20 protein-coding genes are annotated in these 26,677 nt (G+C 70.9%); 10 read left to right on the top strand and 10 right to left on the bottom strand.

Annotation, left to right across the window (positions count from 1 at the left end; all coding sequences use genetic code 11):
• Positions 1-54 precede the first annotated feature (54 nt).
• On the bottom strand, positions 55-1,107 hold the full coding sequence (locus HNR07_RS00730) for a TAXI family TRAP transporter solute-binding subunit (protein WP_184360568.1): 1,053 nt from the start codon (positions 1,105-1,107) through the stop codon (positions 55-57).
• Positions 1,108-1,491: 384 nt separating this feature from the next.
• Between HNR07_RS00730 and HNR07_RS00725 the strand changes: the two genes are divergently transcribed.
• Entirely contained in the window at positions 1,492-3,612 is a 2,121-nt protein-coding gene (locus HNR07_RS00725) for a S9 family peptidase (RefSeq protein WP_184360564.1), read from the top strand.
• The gene (locus HNR07_RS00720; protein WP_184360560.1) at positions 3,609-4,379 is read left to right on the top strand and encodes a nucleotidyltransferase domain-containing protein; all 771 of its coding nucleotides are present in this window, start codon (positions 3,609-3,611) and stop codon (positions 4,377-4,379) included. The genes HNR07_RS00725 and HNR07_RS00720 overlap by 4 nt, the downstream gene beginning before the upstream one ends.
• A gap of 107 nt (positions 4,380-4,486) precedes the next feature.
• Here the strand turns inward: HNR07_RS00720 and HNR07_RS00715 are convergent, their stop codons facing one another.
• The 3 genes from HNR07_RS00715 to HNR07_RS00705 form a co-directional block, all read right to left on the bottom strand.
• A complete protein-coding gene (locus tag HNR07_RS00715) occupies positions 4,487-5,119 on the bottom strand; it encodes a regulatory protein RecX (RefSeq protein ID WP_184360557.1) in 633 nt (210 codons plus the stop codon).
• Complete coding sequence (gene recA, locus HNR07_RS00710) at positions 5,112-7,328, bottom strand: intein-containing recombinase RecA (RefSeq protein WP_184360554.1); 2,217 nt, start codon at positions 7,326-7,328, stop codon at positions 5,112-5,114. The genes HNR07_RS00715 and recA overlap by 8 nt, the downstream gene beginning before the upstream one ends.
• Before the next feature lie 181 nt (positions 7,329-7,509).
• Complete coding sequence (locus tag HNR07_RS00705) at positions 7,510-7,704, bottom strand: DUF3046 domain-containing protein (RefSeq protein ID WP_184360551.1); 195 nt, start codon at positions 7,702-7,704, stop codon at positions 7,510-7,512.
• A gap of 150 nt (positions 7,705-7,854) precedes the next feature.
• Here HNR07_RS00705 and HNR07_RS00700 point away from each other — a divergent pair, with 150 nt between their 5' ends.
• The 3 genes from HNR07_RS00700 to HNR07_RS00690 all read left to right on the top strand — a co-directional run bounded on the left by HNR07_RS00700 (position 7,855) and on the right by HNR07_RS00690 (position 14,832).
• A complete protein-coding gene (locus HNR07_RS00700) occupies positions 7,855-12,435 on the top strand; it encodes an ATP-dependent helicase (RefSeq protein WP_184360548.1) in 4,581 nt (1,526 codons plus the stop codon).
• Positions 12,436-12,535: 100 nt separating this feature from the next.
• Complete coding sequence (locus HNR07_RS00695; protein ID WP_246420639.1) at positions 12,536-13,027, top strand: GNAT family N-acetyltransferase; 492 nt, start codon at positions 12,536-12,538, stop codon at positions 13,025-13,027.
• 92 nt (positions 13,028-13,119) lie between these two features.
• Positions 13,120-14,832: a serine/threonine-protein kinase gene (locus tag HNR07_RS00690; protein ID WP_184360545.1), complete on the top strand. Its 1,713-nt coding sequence runs from the start codon at positions 13,120-13,122 to the stop codon at positions 14,830-14,832.
• A 91-nt stretch (positions 14,833-14,923) separates the two neighbouring features.
• Here the strand turns inward: HNR07_RS00690 and HNR07_RS00685 are convergent, their stop codons facing one another.
• Positions 14,924-16,138, bottom strand: a complete 1,215-nt coding sequence (locus HNR07_RS00685) for an ROK family transcriptional regulator (RefSeq protein WP_184360542.1) — start codon at positions 16,136-16,138, stop codon at positions 14,924-14,926.
• 264 nt (positions 16,139-16,402) lie between these two features.
• Between HNR07_RS00685 and HNR07_RS00680 the strand changes: the two genes are divergently transcribed.
• The 5 genes from HNR07_RS00680 to HNR07_RS00660 all read left to right on the top strand — a co-directional run bounded on the left by HNR07_RS00680 (position 16,403) and on the right by HNR07_RS00660 (position 21,963).
• A complete protein-coding gene (locus tag HNR07_RS00680; protein ID WP_184360539.1) occupies positions 16,403-17,692 on the top strand; it encodes an extracellular solute-binding protein in 1,290 nt (429 codons plus the stop codon).
• 84 nt (positions 17,693-17,776) lie between these two features.
• Complete coding sequence (locus HNR07_RS00675) at positions 17,777-18,757, top strand: carbohydrate ABC transporter permease (protein ID WP_184360536.1); 981 nt, start codon at positions 17,777-17,779, stop codon at positions 18,755-18,757.
• Entirely contained in the window at positions 18,754-19,635 is an 882-nt protein-coding gene (locus HNR07_RS00670) for a carbohydrate ABC transporter permease (protein WP_184360533.1), read from the top strand. Before HNR07_RS00675 ends, HNR07_RS00670 begins: the two co-directional genes overlap by 4 nt.
• A gap of 151 nt (positions 19,636-19,786) precedes the next feature.
• Positions 19,787-21,253 (top strand): glycoside hydrolase family 3 protein, encoded by a 1,467-nt coding sequence (locus tag HNR07_RS00665; RefSeq protein WP_184360530.1) that lies wholly within the window; start codon positions 19,787-19,789, stop codon positions 21,251-21,253.
• A 245-nt stretch (positions 21,254-21,498) separates the two neighbouring features.
• The gene (locus tag HNR07_RS00660) at positions 21,499-21,963 is read left to right on the top strand and encodes an RrF2 family transcriptional regulator (protein ID WP_017579555.1); all 465 of its coding nucleotides are present in this window, start codon (positions 21,499-21,501) and stop codon (positions 21,961-21,963) included.
• A 117-nt stretch (positions 21,964-22,080) separates the two neighbouring features.
• On the opposite strand, the gene HNR07_RS00655 is transcribed toward HNR07_RS00660, so the two are convergent.
• The 5 genes from HNR07_RS00655 to HNR07_RS00635 all read right to left on the bottom strand — a co-directional run bounded on the left by HNR07_RS00655 (position 22,081) and on the right by HNR07_RS00635 (position 26,597).
• Entirely contained in the window at positions 22,081-22,437 is a 357-nt protein-coding gene (locus tag HNR07_RS00655; protein ID WP_017579554.1) for a helix-turn-helix domain-containing protein, read from the bottom strand.
• A 158-nt stretch (positions 22,438-22,595) separates the two neighbouring features.
• Positions 22,596-23,138 carry a CinA family protein gene (locus HNR07_RS00650; protein ID WP_184360522.1) on the bottom strand — a complete coding sequence of 181 codons (543 nt, stop codon included), beginning with the start codon at positions 23,136-23,138 and terminating at the stop codon, positions 22,596-22,598.
• A gap of 5 nt (positions 23,139-23,143) precedes the next feature.
• Entirely contained in the window at positions 23,144-23,767 is a 624-nt protein-coding gene (gene pgsA / locus HNR07_RS00645; protein WP_184360519.1) for a CDP-diacylglycerol--glycerol-3-phosphate 3-phosphatidyltransferase, read from the bottom strand.
• Positions 23,764-25,212 (bottom strand): 30S ribosomal protein S12 methylthiotransferase RimO, encoded by a 1,449-nt coding sequence (rimO, locus tag HNR07_RS00640; protein WP_184360516.1) that lies wholly within the window; start codon positions 25,210-25,212, stop codon positions 23,764-23,766. Before rimO ends, pgsA begins: the two co-directional genes overlap by 4 nt.
• A 197-nt stretch (positions 25,213-25,409) precedes the next feature.
• Positions 25,410-26,597, bottom strand: a complete 1,188-nt coding sequence (locus HNR07_RS00635; RefSeq protein WP_184360513.1) for a helix-turn-helix domain-containing protein — start codon at positions 26,595-26,597, stop codon at positions 25,410-25,412.
• Positions 26,598-26,677 lie beyond the last annotated feature (80 nt).

Raw genomic sequence — 26,677 nt, 5'->3', positions numbered from 1 at the left:
GCACAAGCGCAGGGCCGCCCGGTATCCACCGGACGGCCCCGCCTTGGAGGATCATCAGTCGAGGATGCCCTGCTCCTCGAAGAACCGGGCCGACCCCGGGTGGACCTCGATGTCACCGAGACCGTCGAGAGCGGTCTCCAGCACCACCTGGCTACCGACGTCGTGGCCGATCGAGTCCGCTTCCTCGTACATCACGCGGGTGAGCTCGTAGGCCAGGTCCTCGTCCAGGGCGGACGTGCTGTACAGGGTCGCCCACTGGGTGAGGGTGACGACGTCCTCGTCCTGACCGTTGTACGTGCCGCCGTCGATGGTGAGCGGGCTGTAGCTGGGGTCCTCCTCGATCAGCTGCTCGGCCTCGTCACCGTCGATCGCCAGGATGCGCACGTCGTTGCTCGCGGAGACCTCCATGATGCCCGCGGCGGGAACCGACAGGATGCCGAAGGCGGCGTCGACCTGACCGTCGCCGAGCGCCGTGGCCGCGTCGCCGAAGGTGCTGTCGAACGGGTTGATGTCGCTGTCCGGGTCCAGGCCGTAGGCCTCGAGGATCTGCCGGGCGGCCACCTCGGTACCGCTGCCGGGCGGACCGATCTCCACGTTGGCGCCCTCGAGGTCCGCGATCGTCTCGATGTCCGAGTCGGCACGGACGACGACCTGCATGACCTCGGGGTAGATGTTGCCCATGGCGTACAGGTCGTCCGGGCTGGCCAGCGGCTCGTCCGCGAACGGACCAGTGCTGTTCTGGGCCTGCATCGCCACGCCGTTGACCGACATGATGAGTTCGCTCTGGTCGATCGCGCCGGCCTCCTCGTCCTCCGTGGCGCCCTCCAGAGCCCTGAGGTTCTGCACGGAGGCTCCGGTGGCGAACGTGTCCACCTGGAGGCCGTCGATGTTGTCACCCCACAGCTGGGCGATCTCACCACCGAGCGGGTAGTAGGTGCCGCCGGTGGAACCGGTCGCCAGCTGGAGGAACACTTCCTCCACGTCCCCGTCGCCGTTGCCGGAGCCCGGACCTTCGACGTCGTCCGGCGCCGCGCACGCGGACAACGCGACCACGCCGGCCGCGGCGATCGCCACGGAGATCCGAGCGGTCCTGCGTCCCTTGCTCATCGCTGGCATCCTCTCTAGCAGTTCGGTGACGATGTTCCCTCCCCGGGCGTCCGGCTCGGAACCGGCGCGAACCGACCCGTATCCGGAGCCACCCGATACCCATCCGCCACCACGTGATATCCGCGAAATCATAAGCTCCCCACCCTGCCTCGCCTGTGTCACCGGCGTCACGAAAGGAAAACGATGTCCGGGTCGTGTTCACACCCCCGCTAAGCGTTACCGGACAAGGCTTGTCGGGTGAGTGACGACGCGCCGGAGCGGGCACGGCGGGGGTGACGGAAACCGGGAGCGATACAGGATGATTTGTACTCTCCCCCAACCGGAACCTGGGCACTAAGGTCGACATGTCATCTGATCACACCCACGACCCATCCTGAGCGGGACATGTCTGAACTGTCGAGCCCCCACGGCTCCTGGCCATCACCCATCAGCGCCGGTGACGTCGCCCGAGGCGTGCGTCAGATGGCGTACCCCTCCGTTCTGGGCGGCGAGGTCTGGTGGGAGGAGTACCGCCCGTCCGAGGAGGGCCGTACGACGCTCGTGCGGCGCGACGCGGACGGTACCGTGCACGACCTGCTGCCCGTCCCCTGGAGCGTGGGCACCAGGGTGCACGAGTACGGCGGCCGTTCCTACCTCCCGGTCCCCCGTCGCGACGACAAGGCCATCGCCCGCGTGGGCGTGGTCTTCGCCAACTCAGCGGACCAGCGCCTGTACCTGCTGGAACGCGGCGCCAGGGAACCCGTCCCGCTCACCCCCGAGCCGGTCGTGCCCGGGGCGCTGCGCTACGCCGACCCCGCGCTGAGCAGCGACGGCAAGCAGCTGCTGTGCGTGCGCGAGCAGCACGCGGAGGGCACCGCGCGCCGCTCGATCGTGTCGGTGCCGCTGTCCGGACGGGGCGCCCAGGACCCGGCCGCGATCCGTGAGCTGGTCTCGGGGTCGCACTTCTACGCCTCCCCCACGCCCTCCCCGGACGGCACCCGCCTGGCCTACGTGCGGTGGAACCACCCGAGGATGCCCTGGGACGGCACCGAGCTGCGGGTGGGCGAGCTGACCGAGTCCGGCCTGGTCGGGGAGTACACGGTCAAGGGCGGGGTGGACGAGTCCGTGCTCTCCCCCGTCTGGGCGGACGACTCCACGCTGTACCTGGCCTCGGACTGGCCGGGCTTCTGGAACCTCTACCAGGCCGGGCTCAAGGGCCAGGCGATCGCCCTCTACCCGGCGGAGGAGGAGTTCCACTCCCCGCCGTGGCGGCTGGGCGACCGCTGCTTCCGCGTGCTGGACTCGGGGAAGATCGTGGCCCTGCACGGCGACACCGCGATGCGGCCGAGCGTGTACGACCCGGACACCCTGGACCTGGAGCCGGTCAGCACCGAACTCACCTCGTGGTCGCAGTTGGACTCGGACGGCACCAGCGTGGTGGCGATCGCCGCCTCGGCGGGCACCGCGGGCTGCCTGGTGCGGCTGGACCCGGTCCAGCGCACGGTGGAGGTGCTCCAGCGGTCCATGGCGGAGCCGGTGGACCCCGCCTACCTGCCCCAACCGCACATGGAGACACTGCCGGGCCGCTACGGGGCGACGGTGCACGCCAACGTGTACCCGCCCACTAACCCCGAGGTCTCCTCCGACGGCCCGGCCCCGTACGTGGTGTGGGCGCACGGCGGCCCGATCGGCCACGCCGACCGCTCGCTGGACCTGGTCAAGGCCTACTTCACCAGCCGCGGGATCGGTGTGGTGGACGTGGACTACGGCGGTTCCACCGGGTACGGGCGCTCCTACCGCAAGCGCCTGCACAAGGAGTGGGGCGCGGTGGACGTCGAGGACTGCACCGCCGCGGCCCGGGCCCTGGTGGAGCGGGGGCTGGCCGACCCCGAGCGCCTGGCCATCCGCGGCCCGAGCGCGGGCGGCCTCACCGCCCTGCTGGCGCTGACCGGGGACACCTTCGCCTGCGGGGTGTCGTACTTCGGTGTGGCCGACCTGCTGGGTCTGGTCGAGACCACGCACGACTTCGAGTCACATTTCCTGGACACCCTGATCGGAACACTGCCGGGCTTCGTGGAGACCTACCGGGAGCGCTCTCCGATCAACCGGACCGGCGAGATCGACGTCCCGGTGCTGCTGTTCCAGGGCCTGGACGACAAGGTGGTCACCCCGGACCAGTCCTTCCGGATGGCAGCGGCGCTGGGCGAGCGGCAGGTGCCGCACGCGCTGCTGGAGTTCGAGGGCGAGGCGCACGGCTTCCGCACCGAGACGGCGCGGGTGCGCACCCTGGAGACGGAGCTGGCCTTCTACGCCAAGGTGTTCGGCTTCGAGCCGGACGTGGCCCCGATGGAGCTGACCACAGAACCCCCCGAACCCCGCACCGCGGATCCGGAGGACGACCTGCCCGTCGCCGAACCGCTCCCCGAGGTCACCCCGGTCTCCGGTGTGACCGCCGGAACCGGCGAACCGGTGCTCCGGGAACCGGTGCAGCAGGCGCCGGTCGAGAGGGCGGCGGAGCGGGAGTGAGTGAGGCCGAAGCCCTCGCCCAGGTACAGGACCGGCTGATCGAACGGGCCCGGGCGGACGAGGCGGTGTTCGCCGCGGCCTTCACCGGCTCGCTCGGCACCGGCGACGCCGACCGCTGGTCCGACGTGGATGTGGCGCTGGGCGTGGATCACCCGCCCGAGTCCGTGGCGGCCGCGTGGACAGAGTGGCTAGCCACGGAGTTCGGGATCCTGCACCACTGGGACCTGCCCGCCCCGGACGCACGGGTCATTCGGGTGTACCTGCTGGCCAACGGGGTGGAGGTCGACGTGTCCTTCCTCCCCAGCGCCGAGTACGGCGCCCGGGGCCCGAGCTGGCGATCCCTGTTCGGTCCGGACCCCGTACGCGAGCCCTTCCCCGCGCCCCGGCCCTACCTGCTGGTCGGCCTCGCCTGGCACCACGTCCGGCACGTGCGCGTGTGCCTGGAACGCGGACGCCTGTGGCAGGCCGAGCACTGGCTCGGCGCGCTGCGCACCCAGGTCATCAGCCTGGCCTGCCTGCGGCTGGGTCTGCCCACGGAGTACGCCAAGGGCGCCCACCTGCTCCCGGAGGAGTTCACGCAGGCGCTGGAACCGACCCTGCCCCGTTCCCTGGCGGCCCCGGAGATCAGCCGGGCCCTGTCCGCCCTCGTCACGGTCCTCGTCGGGGAACTGGAACACAGCGCCCCGGAAACCGCCGCCAAGCTGGCCCCCGCCCTGAGCCACTGGGCCGACTTCCAGGGCACTCGGATACCACCCCCTCAGAGGTAACGCACCGCGGTCGCCCGCCGGGGCAACAGACGGGCTCTGAGTTCCTGAGCTCCAGCAGGGTGCCCCCCGCTCAGACGTTCCAGCCGAGTGCTTCTGGACCCGCGGGTTCAGAAGCCGGGGTGATCCAGGTCGGCTTCGAGGCCTTCCTGTTCGAGTTCCTCGCGGACGATGCGGTAGGAGAGGCCGCCCGGGTAGCCCTTACGGGCCAGGACGCCCAGAGCGCGGCGGATCCGGACCTCCTTCTCCTTGCTGCGGCTGCCCCGCAGGCTCTTGCGGGCCAGGGCGCGGGCACCGTCCTGTTCGTCCTCGTCGCTGACCTCGGCGACCGCCTCGCGGACGGTCTCCTCCTCCACGCCGCGGGTGCGCAGCTCCTGGGTCAGGGCACGGCGGGACAGGTGTCGGCTGTACTGCCGTGAATTCACCCAGGCCTGGGCGAAGGCGGCGTCGTCGATCAGCCCGGCCTCGTCGAGGCCGTTGAGGACCTTCTCCACCACCTCGTCCGGGTACTCCCGGCGGTGCAGGGAGCGTTCCAGCTGGGTGCGGGTTCGCGGGGAGTGGGTAAGCATCCGCAGGACCAGGTTCCTGGCCTTGTTCTCCAGGTCTCCGTTGTCCTCGGTCTGCCCGTTCCCAAGGTCCTCTCCGGGCGGGACGGACCCGCCCGGAGGGGTTTCCTCGTCGGCGCTCACCGGGTCGGCCTCGGCCGTTCCGGTGCGGTCAGCTGACCCGCGCCGCTCACGCATCCGGGGCGGCGGCCTTGGTGGTCTTGGCAGCGGGGCGCTTGGCGGGGGCCTTGGCTTCCTCGGGCTTGGCCGGGTCGGCCTTCGCCTCGTCCTTGGCGGGGGTGGAGGCGCTGTCGTCACCCTGCCCGGGGATGCCCAGCTTCTCCTTGATCTTCTTCTCGATCTCCTTGGCCACGTCGACGTTCTCGCGCAGGAAGTTGCGGGCGTTCTCCTTGCCCTGGCCGAGCTGGGTGCCGTCGTAGGTATACCAGGCACCCGACTTGCGCACGATGGCGTGCTCGACGCCCAGGTCGATGAGGCTGCCCTCGCGGGAGACGCCGACACCGTAGAGGATGTCGAACTCGGCCTGCTTGAAGGGCGGCGCGACCTTGTTCTTCACGACCTTGACGCGGGTACGGTTGCCGACCGCGTCGGTGCCGTCCTTGAGCGTCTCGATGCGGCGTACGTCCAGGCGGACCGAGGCGTAGAACTTCAGCGCCTTACCACCGGTGGTGGTCTCCGGGCTGTTGTGCACCATGACGCCGTCGACGAAGTAGTTGTGGTTGCCCTCCACCTCGATGTCGAACTTGTGCATGCTGCGGGTCTCCGGCTTGACCTGGATGTCCAGGATCGGCGAAGCCACCAGACGTTCCACCGGCTCGGAGAGTTCCAGGGCCACCTGGCACTGTCCCTGGTAACGCGGCAGCAGCTTGTAGGCCATGGACTCGTGCACGTACGGCGCTACCAGCTTCTGGAACTGGGCGCTGGCCGCCGTGGTGAACTGGATGAAGTACTTGCGCGCACTGCCGCGCGCGACCAGCTTGACGTCAAGGTCGTGGGTGTCGCGCAGGTAGTCGACGAGACGGTCCCGGGTTCCGGGGCTCATCGCCTCGACACAGATCTCGATACGGCCGCTGCCACCCTCGGTTCGGGCCTGCACGCCCTTGGACCGCACGGTGAAGCAACCGTCATCCATGTACCAGACAGCCAACGCCATCGGCGTGAGCGCCTTGATGTACTCCCAGCTCAGGTGCTTCTTTCCGTCCCCGAAGTACACGGCTTCACGCAGCTCTGCGAGCTCGGGCAGCGGGGTGAAGTCAGCGAAGACCGCTTCCTTGTCATTACTGGTCCGGCTGCACCCGATGTTGCCGAGCAGGGAGACCTTCCAGTCGAGGTAGTCGGCCTGCGCCGCCCCGTGCCCCATCCTGAAGCGCGTTCCGTCACGCCCGCTGGTGTTGGGGGAGAGGCTTCCGTCGCCCATCAGGGAGCCGAAGACCACCTGTCGCTGCTGTTCGTTGAGGTAGTGCGTCTGCGCGGTGAGCACCCGGTCACCGGGAAGGAGCTCTCCGGCCTCACGCCATCCGCCCGGGGTCCGAACGAGGTGGTTGGGTGTCGCGGCGAACTGGGAGCGCCCGTTCTTGCCCGAACGGGCCACGGTGAACTGGAGGAAGTGGTCAGCCACGCCGTTGTCGAACCAGTTGACGACACGACGGGGGACGACCTCGTCCCGCTCGGGGTCGTAGGAGAGGACCTCCACGTCCATCTTCTGGTTGACGATCTTGCCGATCTTCTCCTGCGTACCGTCGGCGAGGGTCACCCGGGTGCTGTAGTTCATGCACCCGAACATCACCCCTACCTTTTCCCGGAGCTGGTTGATGAAGATCGCGGTGGTGCCGGTGGTGTGCAGGGCACCGGCGATCTTGCGCAGCGCCTGGGACATGAGCCGGGCCTGGAGGCCGACGTGGCTGTCGCCCATCTCGCCCTCGATCTCGGCGCGGGGCACCAGGGCCGCCACGGAGTCGATCACGATGATGGAGACGGCGCCCGAGCGGATGAGCATGTCAACGATCTCCAGCGCCTGCTCACCGGTGTCCGGCTGCGAGAGGAGGAGGTTGTCGGTGTCCACGCCGATCTTCTTGGCGTACTCGGGGTCCAGCGCGTGCTCGGCGTCCACGAAGGCGGCGATGCCGCCCATCTTCTGGGCGCTGGCCACCGCGTGCAGGGCGACGGTCGTCTTACCGCTGGACTCGGGCCCGTAGACCTCCACGACCCGGCCCTTGGGCAGGCCGCCGATGCCCAGGGCCACGTCCAGGGCGATGGCGCCGGTGGGAATCGCCTCGATCGGCGGGCGGTCGTCGTCGCCCAGCCGCATGACGGAGCCCTTGCCGAACTGCCGCTCGATCTGCGCGAGCGCTGTCTCGAGAGCTTTGTCTCGGTCTCCAGATGCCACGGGATTCCCCTGTTGGGTCGATGTCTTTTTCTTCATAGTGCGCCTGACGCTACGCGGTCGGTACGACAATCACGACGTTCGACGTCCGGGTGCCGGAAACCCAGACTACCCGAACTCATGTTCGAAGTCTGGCGTAAACCCCGACCATCTCGGTTTTTACGTGCGGCAGGGACCGGCGGGGTCAGCGGACGGAGGCGGGAAGGTCGAACGCGTCACACACGGCGCGCCAGACCTCCTTGGCCCCGATGCCGTCGGCCAGTGCCTGGTTGATGGTGCGGGAGCCGAGCTGCTCGATGACGAAGTCCTTGGCCAGGCTGTGCGCGTAGCCCTCCCCGAACTGGGCGTGCATGTTGTTCCAGAAAGCTGTGAGTCTCATCGGCTCCAGTATGGGTGACCGGGGCAAGCGCCGGGGGAGTTGTCCACAGGACGGGTTCGGGCGGATTTCCGTCAGCCCCCCGGTTTCCGTCGGCCCCCGGTCCCGGGTGTCCTCCCCCGGTCTGTCGGAGCCCTTGGGCACACTGGCGGGATGAGCGGAGCGCGCGACCCCCTGGAACCCTTCGGAGCGGCGACCCGGGCCTGGTTCGAACGGGCCTTCCCGAACGGCCCCACCCAAGCCCAGACGCAGGCCTGGCGGGCGGTCTCGGCGGGCGACGACACCCTGGTGGTGGCGCCGACCGGCTCCGGGAAGACGCTGTCGGCCTTCCTGTGGTCCCTGGACCGGCTCACCCACGCACCCGTTCCCGAGGACCGCGCCAGGCGCTGCCGGGTCCTGTACGTGTCACCGCTCAAGGCCCTGGCGGTGGACGTGGAGCGCAATCTCCGCCAACCGCTGGCCGGGATCGCGGCGGCGGCCGAGGCTTCGGGCGAGAGCCTGTCCCCGGTCACCGTGGGCGTGCGCACCGGGGACACCCCCGCCCGGGAACGGCGCCGGATGGCCACCCACCCTCCGGACGTGCTCATCACCACCCCCGAGTCCCTCTTCCTGGTGCTCACCTCCAAGGCCCGTGAGGGGCTGTCCGGGGTGGAGACGGTTATCGTCGACGAGGTGCACGCCCTGGCCGGGACCAAGCGCGGCGCGCACCTGGCGCTGAGTCTGGAACGCCTGTCGGAGCTGCTGGAGCGCCCGGCCCAACGGATCGGCCTGTCCGCCACCGTGCGCCCGCGCGAGACCGTCGCGGCGTATCTGGGCGGCACGGGTGCGAACGGCACCGCTGCCGGGCCCGGCGGCGCGACGATCGTGGCGCCGCCGGACACCCCGCACATGGACCTGCGGGTGGAGGCCCCGGTCCCGGACCTGGACGATCCGGGCAGCCCGCCCGCGACCGCCGAGGGCCTGCCCCCGGACCCGCGCGCGGGCGACACCATGGCCCGGGGCTCGGTGTGGCCGCACGTGGAGCGCCGGGTCCTGGAGCTGGTCGAAGCGCACCGCTCCACCATCGTGTTCACCAACGGCCGCCGCACCGCGGAGAAGCTGTGCGCACGGCTCAACGACCTGTACGCCGAACGCGTCGACGGCGGTCTTCCCGAGGAGGAGGTCGCCGCGCAGGTCATCGCGCAGTCCGGGCAGAGCCGGGGCGGGGCGCCGGTGATCGCCCGCGCCCACCACGGGTCGATGTCCAAGGCCGAGCGAGCGCTCGTCGAGGACGACCTGAAGGAGGGGCGGCTGCGCTGCGTGGTGGCCACCTCCAGCCTGGAGCTGGGCGTGGACATGGGCGCGGTGGACCTGGTGGTCCAGGTGGCCGCTCCGCCGTCGGTGGCCAGCGGGCTCCAGCGGGTCGGGCGCGCGGGGCACCAGGTGGGCGAGACCTCGCGCGGGGTGTTCCTGCCCCAGTACCGGGGCGACCTGCTGGCGACCACGGTGGTGACCGAGCGGATGCGCACGGGCGGGATCGAGCGGCTGGAGATGCCGCGCAACCCCCTGGACGTGCTCTCGCAGCAGGTCGTGGCGATGGTGTCCATGGACGATCGGCCGGTGGTGGAGCTGGCCGCCCTGGTGCGCCGGGCGGCCCCCTTCGCCGATCTGGCCGACTCGGTGTTGGCGTCGGTGCTGGACATGCTGTCGGGCCGTTACCCCTCGGACGAGTTCGCCGAGCTGCGCCCGCGGGTGGTGTGGGACCGAGAGGAGGACGTGCTGCGGGCCCGGCCGGGCGCCCAGCGGTTGGCGGTGATCAGCGGCGGCACCATCCCGGACCGGGGCCTGTACGGGGTCCACCTGGCCTCGGACGGCGACGCGAACGGCAGGAAGGCGCCCACGCGTGTCGGTGAGCTGGACGAGGAGATGGTGTACGAGTCGCGGGTGGGCGACGTGTTCGTGCTGGGTTCGACCTCGTGGCGGATCGAGGCGATCACCGCCGACCGGGTGATGGTCTCCCCCGCGCCCGGGCGGCCCGGCCGGATGCCGTTCTGGAAGGCGGACGCGCTCGGTCGCCCGGTGGAGCTGGGGCGCGCGGTGGGTGCCATGACCCGTGAGCTGGCTGGACGCGACCACGGTGCCGGGCGTGAGCTGGCCGCCGCGGCGGGGCTGGACGGGTGGGCCGCCGACAACCTGGTGGAGTACGTGGCCGAGCAGCGGGAGGCCACCGGGAGTGTGCCCGACGACCGCACGGTGGTGATCGAGCGCTTCAGGGACCAGGTGGGCGACTGGCGGGCGGTGGTGCACTCCCCGCTGGGCGCGCGTGTGCACGCGCCGTGGGCGCTGGCCATCGCCGGGCGGATGCGCGAGCGGTTCGGTACGGACGGGCAGGTGGTGCACGGCGACGACGGGATCGTGCTGCGTCTGCCGGACGTGGAGCTGGGCGGGATCGGCCGGGCGGGCGAGCTGGCCGAACTGGTGTCGATACCCCCGGAGGCGGTGGAGGCGCTGGTCACCGATGAGCTCACCGGGTCGGCGCTGTTCGCGTCCCGGTTCCGCGAGTGCGCGGCGCGGGCGCTGCTGCTGCCCCGGCAGCGCCCGGACCGGCGGATGCCGCTGTGGCAGCAGCGGTTGCGGTCCCAGCACCTGCTTTCGGTGGCGGGCCGGTACGGGTCGTTCCCGATCGTGCTGGAGGCGGTGCGCGAGTGCCTGCGGGACGTGTTCGACGTGCCCGCGCTGGCGGAGGTTCTCTCCGATGTGCGGGCGCGGCGGGTGCGGGTGGTGGAGGTGGAGACCCGGCGGGCTTCGCCGTTCGCCCGGTCGCTGCTGATGGAGTACACGGCGGCGTTCCTGTACGAGGGGGACGCCCCGGCCGCCGAGCTGCGTGCGCAGGCGCTCACCCTGGATCCGTCGCTGCTGGCGGATCTACTCGGCAGCGCGGACCTGCGGGAGCTGCTGGACCCGGAGGTGGTGGCGCGCACCGGCGCCCTGTTGCAGCGGCTGGCCGCCCCGGTGAAGGACCTGGAGGGCGCCGCCGACCTGCTGCGGGAGGTGGGCCCGCTGAGCACCGCGGAGGCGGCCGAGCGGGGTGCGCGCCAGGAGTGGCTGTCCGAACTGGCGTCGGCTGGGCGCGCGGTGCGGATGCGGGTGGCCGGGGCCGAACGCTGGTGCGCTGTGGAGGACGTGGCGCGGCTGCGCGACGCCCTGGGCGCCGAACCGCCGCCCGGGGTGCCCGCCGTGTTCCTGGAACCGGTGGCGGCACCGGTGGCGGACCTGGTGTCCCGGTACGCGCGCACGCACGGGCCGTTCACCTCGGCGGAGGCCGCTGAACGGCTGGGTCTGGCCGCGGACGTGGTGGAGGGCGCGCTGCGGGAGCTGGTCCGGCGCGGCCGGGTGGTGCGGGGCGGGTTCCGGCCCGGCGGCGCGGGCACCGAGTGGTGTGACGACGACGTGCTGCGCCGGTTGCGGCGGGGGTCGGTCGCCCGGCTGCGCCGGGAGGTCGAGCCAGTGGCCCCCTCGGGGCTGGCCCGGTTCCTGCCGCTGTGGCAGCGGGCCGTGCCGGGTGAGCGGCTGCGCGGCCCGGACGCGGTGTTCGAGGCGGTGGAGTCGTTGCGGGGCGCGCCCATGGTGGCGTCGGCTTTGGAGTCGACGGTGCTGCCCGCCCGGGTGGAGGGCTACTCCCCGGCCGGGCTGGACGCGCTCACCCAGGCGGGTGAGGTCGTGTGGGCCGGTACCGGGACGCTGCCGGGTGAGGACGGCTGGTTGACCCTGGTCCCCGCGGATGAAGCACCCCTGCTGCTGCCCGAACCCTTCTCTCCTCAGGAGGGCACACTGGCCGGCACCGTCCTGGGGGTGCTGCGGGAGGGCGGGGCGCTGTTCTTCCGCGACGTCGCCGACCGGGTGGCCCGGGCCCTGGGCGGGGCGGTGGTCTCCGACACCGATCTGGTGGCGGCCGTGTGGGATCTGGTGTGGGCGGGCTGTGTCACCAACGACACCCTGGCCCCGCTGCGCGCGGTACTGGGCGCCGGGCCCGCGCCGCGCCGGTCCTCCTCCCGTACCCGGCGGCGCCCGGTGATGCCCACCCGTTCGGGCCCGCCCACGGCGGCGGGCCGCTGGTCGGCGCTGCCGGTGCCCGACCCGGATGCCACCCGGCGCACGCTGGCCCGGGTGGAGGCCCGGTTGGAACGCGACGGGCTGCTGCTCAAGGGCCGACAGGGACGGGGCATCTCACCGGACGAGTACCGGGTGCTGCGCTCGATGGAGGAGGCCGGGCAGGTCCGCCGGGGCTACTTCGTGGAAGGCTTGGGCGGTGCGCAGTTCGCCCTGCCCGGCGCGGTGGACCGGCTGCGGGCCCTCTCCGGTGCGGAACCCGGCGGGCCCGAAACCCCGGTGGTGCTGGCCGCCACGGACCCCGCGAACCCGTTCGGAGCGGCGCTGGCCTGGCCGGCCGGTTCGGAGGGCATCGGTCAGTCGCACCGCCCGGGCCGCACGGCCGGAGCGCTGGTGGTGATCGACGGCGGCCGACTCACTCTGTACCTGGGCCGGGGCGGGCGCTCGGTGCTGACCTTCGGTTCGCCTCCGGCGCTGCTGGCTCGGGCCGCCCGCGCCGTGGCGGAGCTGGTGCGCACGGGTGCGGTGGAGTCGTTGACGGTGGAGCGCGCCGACGGCGCGGAGGTGTTCGGCACCCCGGTGGACGGCGCGCTGGTGTCCGCGGGCTTCCACGTGACCCCGAAGGGTCTGCGCCTGCGCCGCTGAACCTGGTGGGGCTCACGCAAATCCGTTGGCCGCTTCGTCAGTCGTGCGCGATGATCGATCTGACCCGCGAACCCGTGCTCAGGAGGTGGCCGTGTCACTCATGATCCGTCCCATGGTGCCGGGGGACGTCAACAACGTTGTTGAGGTGTCCCTGGCGGCGGACGCGCTCTTCGCGGAGGCCGGGTTGGAACTTCCGCCGGACGATCCCCGGGATGTGATCGAGCACGCGGACCGGGTCCTGGTGGCCGTCGCCGGCGGGCGGGTGTGCGGGCTGGCCGCCACGGTGACCCTGGACGGGGCCACTCACCTCGAACAGATCGCGGTCCACCCCGGACACGGGCGGCGCGGGATCGGAGGGGCCCTGGTGGAAGCGGTCTGTGCCAACGCCTTGGACGATGGGCACGACCGGGTCACTCTCACGACCTTCGAGGACGTCCCCTGGAACGGGCCCTGGTACGAGCGCCGTGGTTTCGGCGCGCTTCCCAGGGCGCGATGGGGCCCTGAGCTCGAACGGCAGTGGGAGATCGAGGAGGCTGCGGGGATCATGGTCCGCCCCCGGATCGCGATGGTACGAGCGCTGCCGGTCCGCTGAGCCCGGTTACCGGGCCCCGGCCGCGTCGGAGGCCCTGTCTCAGCACTCACCTGAGGTTTTGTCCGAGTTCGAGAGTTTGGGAAGATGGGTGCATGGTCCCCACTGGTCCCCCCGATCCCTCAGGTCCCACTCAGGACCTCTCCGGGCGCGGCCCGCGCAGGTCAGTGGGGCGCTACGAGCTCCTGAGCGAACTGGGTAGCGGAGCCATGGGCACGGTGTGGCGCGCCCATGACACCGGCCTGAACCGGATGGTGGCGATCAAGGAGGTCCACCTCCCCTACGACATGCCGCCCCGCGAGCGCGAGCGCGCCCGGGCACGGGTGGTGCGCGAGGCGCAGGCGGCGGCGCGGATCGCCCACCCGTCGGTGGTGACCGTGCACGACGTCCTGGAGGCGGACGGCGTCCCCTACATCGTCATGGAGCTGCTGGACGGCGAGTCGCTGAGCGAGCGGCTCAAGCGTTCGGGGCCCATGCGCGAGACCGAGGTGGAGCGGATCGCCCGCCCGCTGCTGGGCGCCCTGTGGGCCGCGCACAGGGCCGGGGTGATCCACCGCGACGTCAAGCCCGCCAACATCATGCTCACCGAGGACGGCGCACGCCCGGTGCTGACCGACTTCGGGATCGCCAACCTGCCCGACCACGGCGGCACGGCGCTGACCGGCACCGGGACCATCCTCGGTACCGCGGCCTACGCGGCGCCCGAGCGTTTGGAGAACGATGAGACCAGCGCGGTCTCGGACCTGTGGAGCCTGGGCGCGACCCTGTTCGCGGCCCTGAACGGGGAGTCGCCCTTCAAGCGGGACACGCTCACCTCGACCCTCACCGCGGTCCTGACCCAGCCCGTACCGCCGGTGCCCGCCGGTGGCCGGTTGGCCTCCGTGGTGGGCCGACTACTGGAGCGGGACCCGCGGCGGCGCCTGCTCCCGGAGCAGGCGCTGACCGTGCTCGACGCCCCCGAGGCCGAACCGGACCGTCCGGACTCGGGTCCGAACCACCCCGTGAGCGCGAACACGCCGGCGGCCGCCGCCCCCTTCGCGTCCCCGCCCGCGGCCACCGCTACTCCCGTGTCCCCAGCGGCCCCGGCTCCGCGGCGGTCACGTGCGCCGCTGTGGATCGGTGGCGCCGCTGTCCTGGCCCTGCTGGTCCTGGTCGGGCTGACCCTGCGCGCCGTGCTGCCCGGTTCCGAGGGGACCGAGGTGGCCGCCGACGGCGTTCCGGCCGCCCAGGAGCCGTCGCCGACGCCCTCCCCTTACCCGAGTGAGGACCCCGCCGCCGAGACGACCGAGCCGGTCACCGACGACACCCCCGAGGGCTTCGTGCACCACGACGACGGCGTGGTCGAGTTCGTCCTGCCCGAGGACTGGCGGGTCCGTGACGGGGATGCCGGCGACGGGGGCGGCTCGGCGGTCCGGTTGAGCTCCCTGGAACTGGAGACGGGGGTGGAGACCGGTACGGCGACGGTCGTGGTCACCGAGTACGACTTGCTGGTCTACGACGCCGAGGGCGCGATGCAGCGGATGCAGACGCTGCTCGAGGAGGACGACGCCTACAGCGACGTGGAGCAGCAGCGGCTGGAACCGGTGCGGATGCCCCCCGGGATGGAGGGCGCCGTCTACGAGGTGCTCTTCCACCACGAGGAGCGCGAGGTGCCGGGCCGCTGGATGTTCTCCAAGTCGATCACCGACGAGGACCGCCGCCTGTCCTACCGGCTGAGCTTCAACTTCCCCGCCGAACTGCGCGAGGAGTACCAGGACGACTTCCAGACGATGATCGACTCCTTCGCCCCGGACCCCGGCGACGGCTGACCGGGCCGTGGGCGCCCAGCGGTCCGCGCCCCGGCGGGTGAGGGTGCCCGGGGCGCGGACCGCTGTCCTGACAACTGTCGAAACTCCAGGATCAGACCGTGGAGGAGAACACCTCGTCGCGCGCGTGTTCCAGGGCGTGCAACAGCGCGCCCCGAACGACCGGACTGCCCTCGACCGACCCCAGGGCCACCTCGGTGACGTTGGGCGCTATCCGCGCGGTGGCCGCCTGGACCCGCTCGGCGAGCTTGGCGCCGCCCGCCTTGGCGACGTCGCCGCCCAGCACGACCAGCCCTGGGTCGATGATCACGCTGACCGCGGCCACGCCCCGGGCGAGCCGGTCGGCGAAGGCGTCGAGGAAGGCGTCGCTCTCCGGGCTGTCCGAAGCCGAGGCGGCGGCGACGACCTCGGTGACGTCGCCGCCGGTGATGCCGTGTTCGGCGGCGAGCTTGACCACCTGCTTGGCCTTGACCAGGGCCTGGAAACCGTGCGGCAGTTCCCGGTCCCCCTGGTCCTGGAGGGACTCGTACCCTCCGGAGAGGCCGAGGTCAACCGGCATCGGCGCGCCGGGCACCGGCAGGTACCCGATCTCGCCCGCGCCGCCGGAGCGGCCGCGGTGGATACGGCCGTCGATCATCGTGGACATACCGACACCGCCCGCGGCGCTGAGCCAGATGAGCACGAACTCGTCCACACCGGTGGCCGCGCCCTCGGAGTGCTCGGCCAGGGCGGCGAGGTTGACGTCGTTCTCGAGCATGACCGAACGCTTGAGGTCGGCGCGCAGGGCCTCCAGGACGCCCTCGTGCCAGGACATGAGGTCGAAGGAGAAGCGGATGTCGCCGGTGCGGGGGTCGACGACGCCGGGGGTGCCGATGACGCAGGCGCGGACCTTGTCCAGGGGGACCCCGGCCGTCTCGACCAGGCGCATCACGGCGGTGTGCACGAGGGCGACGGGGTCGTCGGAGGCGCTGGGGTCCACCGTGACGTCGCTGATGATCCGGCCGGTGATGTCGGCGATGGTGGCGGTGACCCGCCCCGCGCTCACGTCGAGGACCGCCACGTAGGCGCTCTCGGGGACCACGGCGTAGAGGGCGGCGTTGGGGCCGCGCCCGCCCGCCCGGCTGCCGACGACCCGCACCAGGTCGCGTTCCTCAAGACGGGACAGGAGCTGGGAGGCCGTCACCTTCGACAGGCCCGTCCTCGTCCCCAGCTGGGTCCTGGTCAGCGGACCACCGGATAGTAGGAGTTCCAGTGCTGCGCGGTCGTTGAGCTGGCGCAGCAGCCGGGGAGTCCCCGGACGTTGAGACATAACCGTGACACCTCACCCTGTTTTTATTAGGAAAGTTTCCTGTTAATTTAGCTCACAACCTCACAGGAGGTCACGTCCCGGCAGGTCCGCAACGATATTCGGACCACCGGTACCCGCGCCGGAGGGGCGGCCCAAAGCAGTGCAGTGCTGTCTCAGCACACCCCCACCAGAGACATCGAGACAACCGGATCTGTCCATGATCCCAGGTTGCCTCGGGCACAGGCGCCGAGCCCCGGCGCGTCGTGCGAAGGGAGATAGGTTCACATGAGGTTCTCCAAGATCGCCTTGGCTTCGGCCGTGGTCATGCTCGCGGCCGCCTGCGGCGGCGGTTCCGATGACGGCGACGGCGGCAACGCTTCCGGCGACGCACCCGACACCCTGACCGTGTGGCGCATGGGTGACGCCAGCGAAGACCAGAACGCCTTCATGGACACGGTGGCCGAGCAGTACCAGGACATCTACCCGGACACCGAAGTCGACGTCCAGTGGATTCCCTGGGGCGAGTTCAGCCAGCGCTTCCAGACCGCCATGGTCTCCGGCGGCCCCGACGTCGTCGAGATCGGCAACGACCAGGTCGCCACCTGGGCCGATGCCGAGGCCCTCTACGACGTCTCCGAGTACGTCGAGGGCTGGGACGAGGCGGAGGACCTCCTCGAAGGAGCGCTCGCGAACGGCGCCTTCGGCGACGCCCAGTACAGCGTGCCCTGGTACAGCGGCGTCCGCGCCCTCTGGTACAACACGGACTGGCTCGACGAACTCGGCCACGAGGCACCGGAGACCTGGGACGATCTGCTCGAGGTCTCGGCCGATATCGAGGACGAGTACGGCGTTCCCGGTTTCGCCGCCCCGACCGACTTCATGAACGGCATCGCCAGCTTCGTATGGGCCAACGGCGGCGAGTTCGCCACCCAGGAGGGTGGCGCGTGGGTCGGCCAGCTCGAATCCGACGCCACCTCCGAGGCCCTGGAGTTCTACGCGGGTCTCACCGTCGACGGTGTCTCCCCGAGCGCCTGCATCGGCCTCAACGAGGTCGACTGCGCCCACGCCGACTTCGTCAACCGTGAGATCGGCATGTTCATCGACGGCCCCTGGGCCAAGCCCCAGCTGGAGGAGCTCAACGACGAGCACGCGGACCAGTGGGCCACCGCGCCCATCCCGGGTGTGGACGGCATGGCCCCCGCCTTCGGAGGCGGCTCCGACCTCGCCGTGTGGGGCACCTCCGAGTACCCCGAGGCCGCGTTCGACTACATCACCGTGCTGAACAGCAAGGACAACGCGCTGCCCTACAACGAGGTGTCGTCGATGTTCCCGACGTTCGAGGACGTCCTGGAGAGCGACGCCTTCCAGGAGGACCCGGTTCTGGCCGGTGCCGCCACCCAGGCCACCGGTGACCTGCGCCTGTTCCCCGACACCGCCAACTGGGGCCACGTCCAGTGGGAGCTGGCCACCATCCAGAACGCGGTACAGCGCCTGGCCGAGGGCGAGTCCGCGGACGACGTCCTCCCCGAGCTGAACGAAGAGCTCACCGAGGCGCTCAACCGCGACGAGGAGTAGCCACCACCGCGTGTTCGCCACGCACGCACCAGGGGCGGCCGCCCGCACGGCGGCCGCCCCCGCTCAACCCGCCAGGAACGGCTCATGACACAAACGCTGGAACGCCCCACGGAGCCCGAGGTCCAACGGCCCGGGCGGAGGTCGGGCCTGTCGCGCCGCACGCGCCTCAGGTTCGTTCCCTACTTCCTGATCCTGCCCGCACTGACCGTGCTGGCCGTGGTCCTGCTCTGGCCCATCGGCCAGATGCTGTACATCTCGCTGCACGACTACGGCCTGCAGCAGCTGCGCGGGCAGGAGGCCGAGTGGAACAACTTCGGCCACTACATCTACGTGCTCACCGACGAGCGCTTCTGGTCGGTCTTCCGTAACACCATCATCGTCTGCCTGTCCATGGTCATCCTGACGATGATCCTCGGAACACTCGTCGGCATCCTGATGCACAAGCTGCCGAAGTGGGCCTCCACCACCCTGGGCCTCGGCCTGATGCTGGCCTGGGCCACACCCGTGATCAGCGCCGCCATCGTCTACCGCTGGCTGTTCGACACCAGATACGGGCTGGTCAACACCATCCTCGACAGCCTGCCGACCTGGCTGGTGGGATCGGGCTGGAACGAGTTCAACTGGTTCAACTCACCGGAGACCCTGTTCCCGATCCTCATCATCACCGTGGTGTGGCAGTCGTTCCCGTTCGTGGCCATCAGCGTTCTTGCCGGGCTCAAGAGCATCCCGAACGAGCTCTACGAGGCCGCGCGCATCGACGGCGCGAGCGCCTGGCGCAGCTTCTGGAACGTCACCTTCCCGATGCTGCGGCCGCTCTTCGCACTGCTGCTCATCCTCCAGGTGATCTGGGACTTCCGGATCTTCACGCAGCTGTTCATCCTGGCCGGCGGCATCACCAACCGGGACATCCACCTGATCCCGACCTACATCTTCCAACTGGGCTTCGCCTCGACCCCGCCCAACTACGGCATGGGGTCGGCGATCGCCGTGATCATGACCGTCCTGGTACTCGTGATCAGCGCTTACTACCTGCGCGCCATGATCCGCCAGGAGGAGACCCGATGAACAACGTCTACCGTCTGCGCAAGAGGCTCGGCAGGGGCGGCGCCTACCTCGCCGCCCTCGCGGTCTTCATCTTCGCGGTCTTCCCCGTCTACTGGGTCCTGGCCACCGCGCTGCGCCCCACCGGGGAGATCTTCACCCGTGAGCCCACTCTCTTCCCACGCGAGATCACCTTCGAGCACTTCGAGCGGGTCCTGTCGGGCGTGCTCATCCCCGGCACCTCCTTCTGGTCGTTCCTCTCCAACAGCCTCATCGTGACCGTGGGCTCGGTGGCCTTCGCCGCCCTGCTGGCCCTACTGGCCGCGATCGCCGTGGCCAGGTTCAAGTTCAAACTGCGCTCGGCGTTCATCATCATGCTGCTGGTGATCCAGATGGTCCCGGTCGAGGCACTGATCATCTCGCTGTTCATCAACTTCTTCCACCTGGGCAACGCCCTGGACCTGGAGCTGGTCGGCAACCTGACCGGTGTGTTCGTCATCTACGTCGCGGTCGCGCTGCCGATCACCATCCTGATGATCCGCAACTTCGTCTCGGCGGTGCCCAAGGAGCTGGAGGAGGCCGCGGCCATCGACGGCGCCAGCGGCTGGACGATCTTCTGGCGCATCCTGATGCCGCTGGTCGCACCGGGCCTGGCAGCCGCGAGCATCTTCGCGTTCATCACCGCGTGGAACGAGTTCCTCGTGGCCTTCACGTTCCTGCAGAACAACACCGGCGCCTACACCCTGCCGATCTCCCTGCAGTACTACTTCGGCGCGGTGTCCATCGAGTGGGGGTCGATCATGGCCGCGTCGACCCTGCTGACCGTCCCCGTGATGATCTTCTTCCTCTTCGTCCAGCGCCGCATGGTCTCCGGCCTGACCATGGGCGCGGTCAAGGGCTGACCGCCCCGACACCGCCGGGGCGGGCTCCACCAGCCACACCGACCAACTACCACGGAGCCCGGCCCGGGACCGCACCACCACCAACGCACCCCTTTCCCCGCCACGCGTCTGCCCTCGCCCGGGCACCTCTGCTCACCGAACGGAGTTCGTCATGCCGCACGACCCGACACTGGAGCGTCTGGCCAACGCCACGCTGCTGGTGCCCTTCGAGTCCCTCCAGGCCCCCCGATGGATCTTGGACGGGCTCGCGGACGGGATCTCCGGCGTCTGCCTGTTCCACAACAACCTGGAGAGCCCCGAGCAGGTCACCGCGCTCAACGCGAGCCTGTGCGAGGCCACGGACACCCCGCTGATCTCCCTGGACGAGGAGGGTGGCGACGTGACCCGCATCGGCCAGGCCCGGGGCAGCGACTACCCCGGCAACGCGGCCCTGGGCGCGGTGGACGACACCGACCTCACCCGGGCCACCCTGCGCGCGCTGGGCGTCCAGCTGTCCGGCATGGGCTTCAACCTGGACCTGGCGCCCTCGGTGGACGTCAACGTCGCCGACGACAACCCGGTGATCGGCACCCGTTCCTTCGGGGCCGACGCCGATCTGGTCGCCCGGCACGCCGCCGCCTCCGTGCAGGGCCTCCAGGAGGCCGGAGTGGCCGCCTGCGCCAAGCACTTCCCCGGCCACGGCGCCACCTCCAAGGACTCGCACCACACGCTGCCCGTGGTGGAGGCCGACGCCGACCTGCTGCGCCGCCGCGAACTCCTGCCCTTCCGGGCCGCCATCGACGCCGGGGTCCGTTCCATCCTGACCGCGCACATCGAACTGCCCGGTCTGGGCGGTGAGGGCCCCGCCACGCTCAACCGCGCCCTGCTCAACGACCTGCTGCGCAACGAGATGGGCTTCACCGGGGTCGTGGTCAGCGACGCCATGGACATGCGCGGCGTGAGCGGCGAGATCGGTATCCCCGAGGCCAGCGTGCTCGCGGTGGCCGCCGGCTGCGACCTGCTGTGCCTGGGCCGGTTCGTGTACGCCGACCAGGTCGCCCGGGTCCGCTCCGCGCTGGTCCAGGCGGTGCGTGAGGGCCGCCTGACCGGCGAGCGCCTGGAGGAGGCCGCCGAGCGCAACGCCCGGCTGCGCGACTGGGTCAAGGAGTCCGCCGAGACCAAGGCGACCGCAGAGGTGACCGGGACGGTCGGGCTGGCCGGGGCCCGCCGGGCCACCCGGGTGGATGGCGACATCCCGCCGCTGGACAACCCGTACGTGGTCGAGGTGGAAGCCCCCGCCGGGATCGCCGTCGGCGAGGTGCCGTGGGGCCTGGGTCCCTGGTTCCGCGACACCGTCCGCCTCTCCCCCGAGGCCGACGAACCCGCCGCGGTGCTGGCCGCGGCCGCCGACCGCGACCTGGTCGTGGTGGTCCGGGACGCGCACCGCTACCCGACCACCCAGGAGTTCGTCAGTGCCCTGCTCAGCTCCCGGCCCGAGGCCGTGGTGGTGGAGATGGGCCTGCCCATCTGGCGTCCCGACTGCGGCGCCTACGTGAGCACGTACGGTGCCGCGCACGTCAACGGACTGAGTGCCGCAGAGCTCCTCGGCTCCGCGGGCGCCCTCGAGGCCACCCAGTAGGTCCCGGGGCTCCTCCCTCTCCGCGACCTTCCTGCGCCGTCGGCCCGGTCCCCCCTCCAGGGACCGGGCCGACGGCCTTCTCCGGGTACGCCGGTCTCCGCAGATTTCTGAGAAGCGCCGAACGTCACCCATGTCCCCGAAAGCCGGTAGGAGAAGTACTCTTAACCCGTAGCATCCCGCTCACCGACGAGACTCGTCGGCGGACGGTGCCCCATTCGCCCTTCTAACCACGGCATAATCACAGCATGCGCCTTTCAGCCCGGGTCGACTACGCGCTTCGCGCGGCCGCAGAGCTCGCTGTCGCCAGCGACGGTCCGGTGACGGCCGAGCAGCTCGCACGCGCGCAGGCCATCCCCGGAAAATTCCTAGAGAACATCCTCACCCAGCTACGCCGTGCCGGTCTGGTGCGCAGTCAACGGGGTCCCGTTGGCGGCTACTGGCTCGCTCGGCCCGCCGCGGAGATCTCCCTCGCGGACATCATCCGAGCGGTCGACGGTCCGCTCGCCAACGTACGCGGGGAACGCCCCGAACACGTCGACTACGACGGGGCGGCCCGCAGCCTGCAACAGGTGTGGATCGCCCTGCGCGCCAGCGAGCGGGCCATCCTGGAGGGGGTCAACCTCCAGCACCTGGTCACCAACGAACTCCCCGAACAGGTACGTGTCCTGGCCGAGGACCCCGAGGCCTGGGTCAACCACACACACCGCTGAGCGGGCCTCCCCGGACGGAGCAGCCCACGCTCGAGGAGCCGGTCACCCCGCGGGGTGACCGGCTCCTCGAGCGAAAGTTGTGCTGCGTGCGCTGACGTGTGAACGTGGGGACGGGTGTCAGACACCCGCCATGTCGGCGACCTGGGGAACACGATCCGGTACGGGCGCGATGCCGAGTTCCTGCGCGGGGACGGGGTCGGTCGTGACCGCGTCGCCCAACAGTGCGGCCTCCTGGAGCTCGGCCAGAGCCAGCTGGTCGGAGACCTCTCTGAGTACCTGCGAGAGCGGGACCCCGAGGGCCCCGCAGATCGAGGAGAGCAGCTCGGAAGAGGCTTCCTTCTGCCCGCGCTCGACCTCCGACAGGTATCCGAGGGAAACCCGTGCATCAGCCGACACCTCACGGAGGGTGCGGCCCTGGCGCTGACGCAGCCGCCTGAGGACGTCACCAAGTAGGTGACGAAGCAGGACCATCATTCGCGCTCCCTCCCGCCGGTAGCGACCTTCATATACAACACCGTACCTGCCCCACGCCCGATTCGGGCACCTCTTGCCGTCCTGTTCGCTGGAGGGGGAACCGCATCCGGGGGTGGTTTTGTTCCCGAGCCCCCGGGGATACGGAGCAGCCGGAGGGATCAGGCCCGGGTGTTTCCCGTCACGTCCCCGCGAACGGCGGTCCTCAGGAGCATCAGCGCACCCTTGACCGTGTCAAGGCGGATACCCGCACGATCACCGGTGAAACTGAACCGGACGACCCGTGTACGTGAGTCCGGTCCCGTCACCGCCGCGTAGACGGTGCCCACGGGCTGCCCGTCCTGGGGCTCGGGCCCGGCCACCCCGGTGACCGCGACCCCGTGGTCGGCGCCGGTGAGGCGGCGGACCCCCCGGGCCATGTGGGCGGCGACGTCGGGATGGACCGCTCCGTGCTCGGCCAGCAGGTCCTCGGGCACGCCCAGGAGGGCAGCCTTGGTCTCGGTGGCGTAGGTGACGACCCCGCCCAGGTAGGTGGCCGAGCTTCCGGGGACCGCGGTCAGGTGCGCGCCGATCAGGCCTCCGGTGAGGGACTCGGCGGTGGCGCAGGTGGCCCCGGCTGACCGGAGGGCTTCGTGGGCCGACTCGGCGGCCGCCAGCGCCTCCTTCTCGATCCGGAGCCCCACCTCCGTCCGCTCGTCGTCCATCCGGGCTACTCCGAGGCGCCGTTCTGGGTGCCCTGGGCGCCCTTGGCCCGCACCAGGCGGACCGCGTCGATCACGTAGGTCAGCCCGGTCCAGAGGGTGACGGCCAGGGCGGCGGCCATGACACCGTGCGCGATCCAGACGAACACGCCGGTGAACGGCAGCAGGTAGAGCGGGAACAGGTAGATGCTGATCGCCACGATCTGCAGGACGGTCTTGAGCTTGCCGCCGCTGCTCGCGGGCATGACCCCGTACCGCAGCACCGCGATCCGCAGGAGCGTGATGCCCCACTCGCGCAGCAGGATGGCGATGGTGACCCACCACCACAGCTCGCCCTGGACGGACAGGACGATCAGCGCGGCGCCGGTCAGCGCCTTGTCCGCGATGGGGTCGGCGATCTTGCCGAAGTCGGTGACGAGATTGTGGCGGCGGGCCAACTCACCGTCGACGCGGTCGGTGATGGCGGCGATCACGAAGACCGAGAAGGCCGCGAGCTCCCAGCCGAGTCCGGTCAGGAACATGAACCAGACGAAGACCGGCACCATGACCAGGCGGCTCATCGTGAGGATGTTCGCGATGTTCCACAGCGGGGCTTGGGGAGCGGGCGAAGCCGCGGGGTCGTGGGTGCTCATCTGTCGCCGGCTTCCCCGTCCTGCTCCGCGACGTCCTGTTCGGCGACGAGGTCGGCGCCCATCGACTGGATGACGGTGGCCCGCACCAGGTCGCCGACGGCGAGGTCCTCGCCGTACAGGATGGTGCTGCCGTCCACCTCGGGCGCCTGGTGCTCGGCGCGGCCCTCGTACGCGCCGTCCTCCAGGACCGTCTCGACCAGGACGGTCACCTCGCTGCCGATGCGCTCCTCGGCCCGCTGGACCATGAGCTCCTCGGACAGGCGGTTGAGCGTGTCCACCCGCTCGGCCACGACCTCCTCGGGCACCTTGTTCTCGTGGGTGAGCGCCTCGGTGCCGTCCTCGTCGGAGTAGCCGAAGACACCGATGGCGTCCAGACGGGCCTCGCTGAGGAAGGCGACCAGCTCCTGGAACTCCTCCTCGGTCTCGCCGGGGAATCCCACGATGAAGTTGGAGCGGGCCCCGGCCTCCGGGGCGGCCTTGCGGGCGGTCTCCAGCAGCTCCAGGAAGCGCTCGCGGTCGCCGAACCGGCGCATGCGGCGCAGCAGCGGACCGCTGGCGTGCTGGAAGGAGAGGTCGAAGTAGGGCACCACACCGGGGGTACCGGTGAGCACCTCCACCAGCCCGGGGCGGACTTCGGCGGGCTGCAGGTAGCTGACCCGGACCCGCTCCAGGCCCTCGACGGCGGCCAGGCGCGGCAGCAGCTTCTCCAGCGCGCGCACGTCGCCCAGGTCCTTGCCGTAGGACGTGGAGTTCTCGCTGACCAGGAAGACCTCGCGCACGCCCTCACTGGCCAACCACTCGGCCTCGCGGACGATCTCGTCGGGCTGACGGGAGATGTAGGCGCCGCGGAAGGCCGGGATGGCGCAGAAGGTGCACCTCCTGTCGCAACCGGAGGCGATCTTGAGGTTGGCGACGGGGCCGCCGGTCAGGCGGCGGCGCGGGATCGCTGCCCGGTAGGGCAGCTCGGTGCCGTCGGCACCCTCTGAGTCCGCGAACGAGGCGTGCCCGGGCACGTGGACCTGGGAGGCGTCGCGCTCGGCAGGGCTGATCGGCAGCAGGGTGCGGCGGTCGCGCGGGTCGTGCGGGACCAGGGCGCGCCCGGCGACGACGTCGTCGAGCCGGTCGGTGATGGCGGCGTAGTCGTCGAATCCGATGACGTTGGCCTCGGGAAGGGCGTCGGCGAGTTCGGAGCCGTAGCGCTCGGCCATGCAGCCCGCGGCGATCACCTTCCCGCCTCCCTCGGCCGCCTCCAGCAGGGTCTCGATGGAGTCCTGTTTGGCGGCGTCGATGAACCCGCAGGTGTTGACGACGGTCACGTCGGCCTTGGCGTCTCCGTCGACGAGGTCCCAGCCGCCAGCGGCAAGGCGCCCGGCGAGCTCTTCGGAGTCGACCTCGTTACGCGCACACCCCAGGGTGACGAGTGAGACAGTACGTCGCGATGACATGGCTTCCAAGCGTGTGGGAGAGCTTCGAGTGGTGCGGGGCGCGGCGCGGCCGGAGGCCGGGGCACCCGGTCGGCTCGTGCTCGCACGAAGGCGTCGACTGGCGCCGCCCGCAGCCCCCCACACTACCGTGGTTGACCAACCCACCCGTACCCCGGCCTCCTGGCACGCGAGCGCGTGCCCCGCCGTGAACGTGCTTGTCAGTTGTCGAAACCGTCGGCCCCGACGGTGATCTCCCTCACTTCACCGGAGCCCCCGCTGGGGCCCTGGTCCTGTCCGTCGACGGCCACCTCGATCGCCCCGGCGTTGCCGACCCACAGGGTCAGGGGCACCTCGGTGGCGTAGTCCCGGGACTCCCCCGCCACGAGGAAGCCGGTGAACAGCGCCTCGCCGTCCACCTCGCTGACCTTGACCCAGCTGCGATCGGTGGCCGTGAGGCCGACGGTGAACTCGACCGGCTCCGCTTCGGCCGCTTCCGCCGCTTCCGCCGCCTCGGCAGCAGCGACTGCCTCGGCCGCCGCGGCCCGGTCGTCGGTCTCGGCGGGCTCGGCGGCGGCCTCCTCCGTGATGACCGCGGAGTCCACGGTGTCACCCGTTGGGGCGCCGGCCGACTCGAAGGCGGTCCGGACGGGGTTCCCGTCGTCCCACCCCTGCCAGGTCCGTACGCCCACGAACACCGCGGCGATGAGGATGAGCCCGACCACGGCCCAGGGCCAGTGCCGCCGCACGCGCTCCGCCCGACGGGTGCCGGCCGCGGCCGCGGAGGCACGGGTGGCGGGCGGCCGCGGGGCCGCCGCCTTGGCGGCGACCGCTCCGGCAGCGGCCGGTTCGGCGGGCTTGCTGTGCCTGCCGGGTGTCCGCGGCGCGGGTACCTCGGCCGCGGCGGCGGCCCCGGCCCCGGCTTTCCCGAACCCCTTGGGCCGGTTGCGCCGCGGCGGTCTGGCGAGTCTCTGCTTGCGTTCGAAGTACCCCCAGCTCTCGGCCCGCTGTTCCGGGTCCTCGTTCACGTCACCGATGCTTCGGGGGACGTCCTGGGGCGCCTCGTGGTCGTCGGTCCCGGTGTGGGCTCGGCCGCCCTGGGCCGCGGCCACCCGGGCCGCCTTGGTTCTGGCCGACGGGTGCCGGGGCGGGGGAACGAAGGTGGGTTTCTCGTTCGAGGCGTGTTCGCGGTCGTACTCCTCCAGCAGCGGCGCGGGGTCGAGTCCGAGGAACTTGCAGATCCTCCGGATGTGCCCGCGCGCGTAGAAGTCCCCTCCGCAGGGGACGAAGTCCTCGTTCTCGATGCCCCGAAGGACCTGCATGCGAATCCGTGTACGTGTGCTCAGGTTCTCCAAGGAGCAACCCGCCGCGATACGTGCGGCGGCCAGGGTCTGGCCGATCGTCGCCATGCGCACTCCCCCCGCGACTTTCTGTGCCTACGTGTACCCACTCTGCTACCCGGAGAGCGTCTCAGCAGGTCACCACGCCC

The organism is Nocardiopsis metallicus (genome assembly GCF_014201115.1).
GTDB lineage: Bacteria > Actinomycetota > Actinomycetes > Streptosporangiales > Streptosporangiaceae > Nocardiopsis > Nocardiopsis metallicus.
Note: the sequence above shows the minus strand (reverse complement) of the source record. Positions and strands in the feature narration are given on the sequence as shown.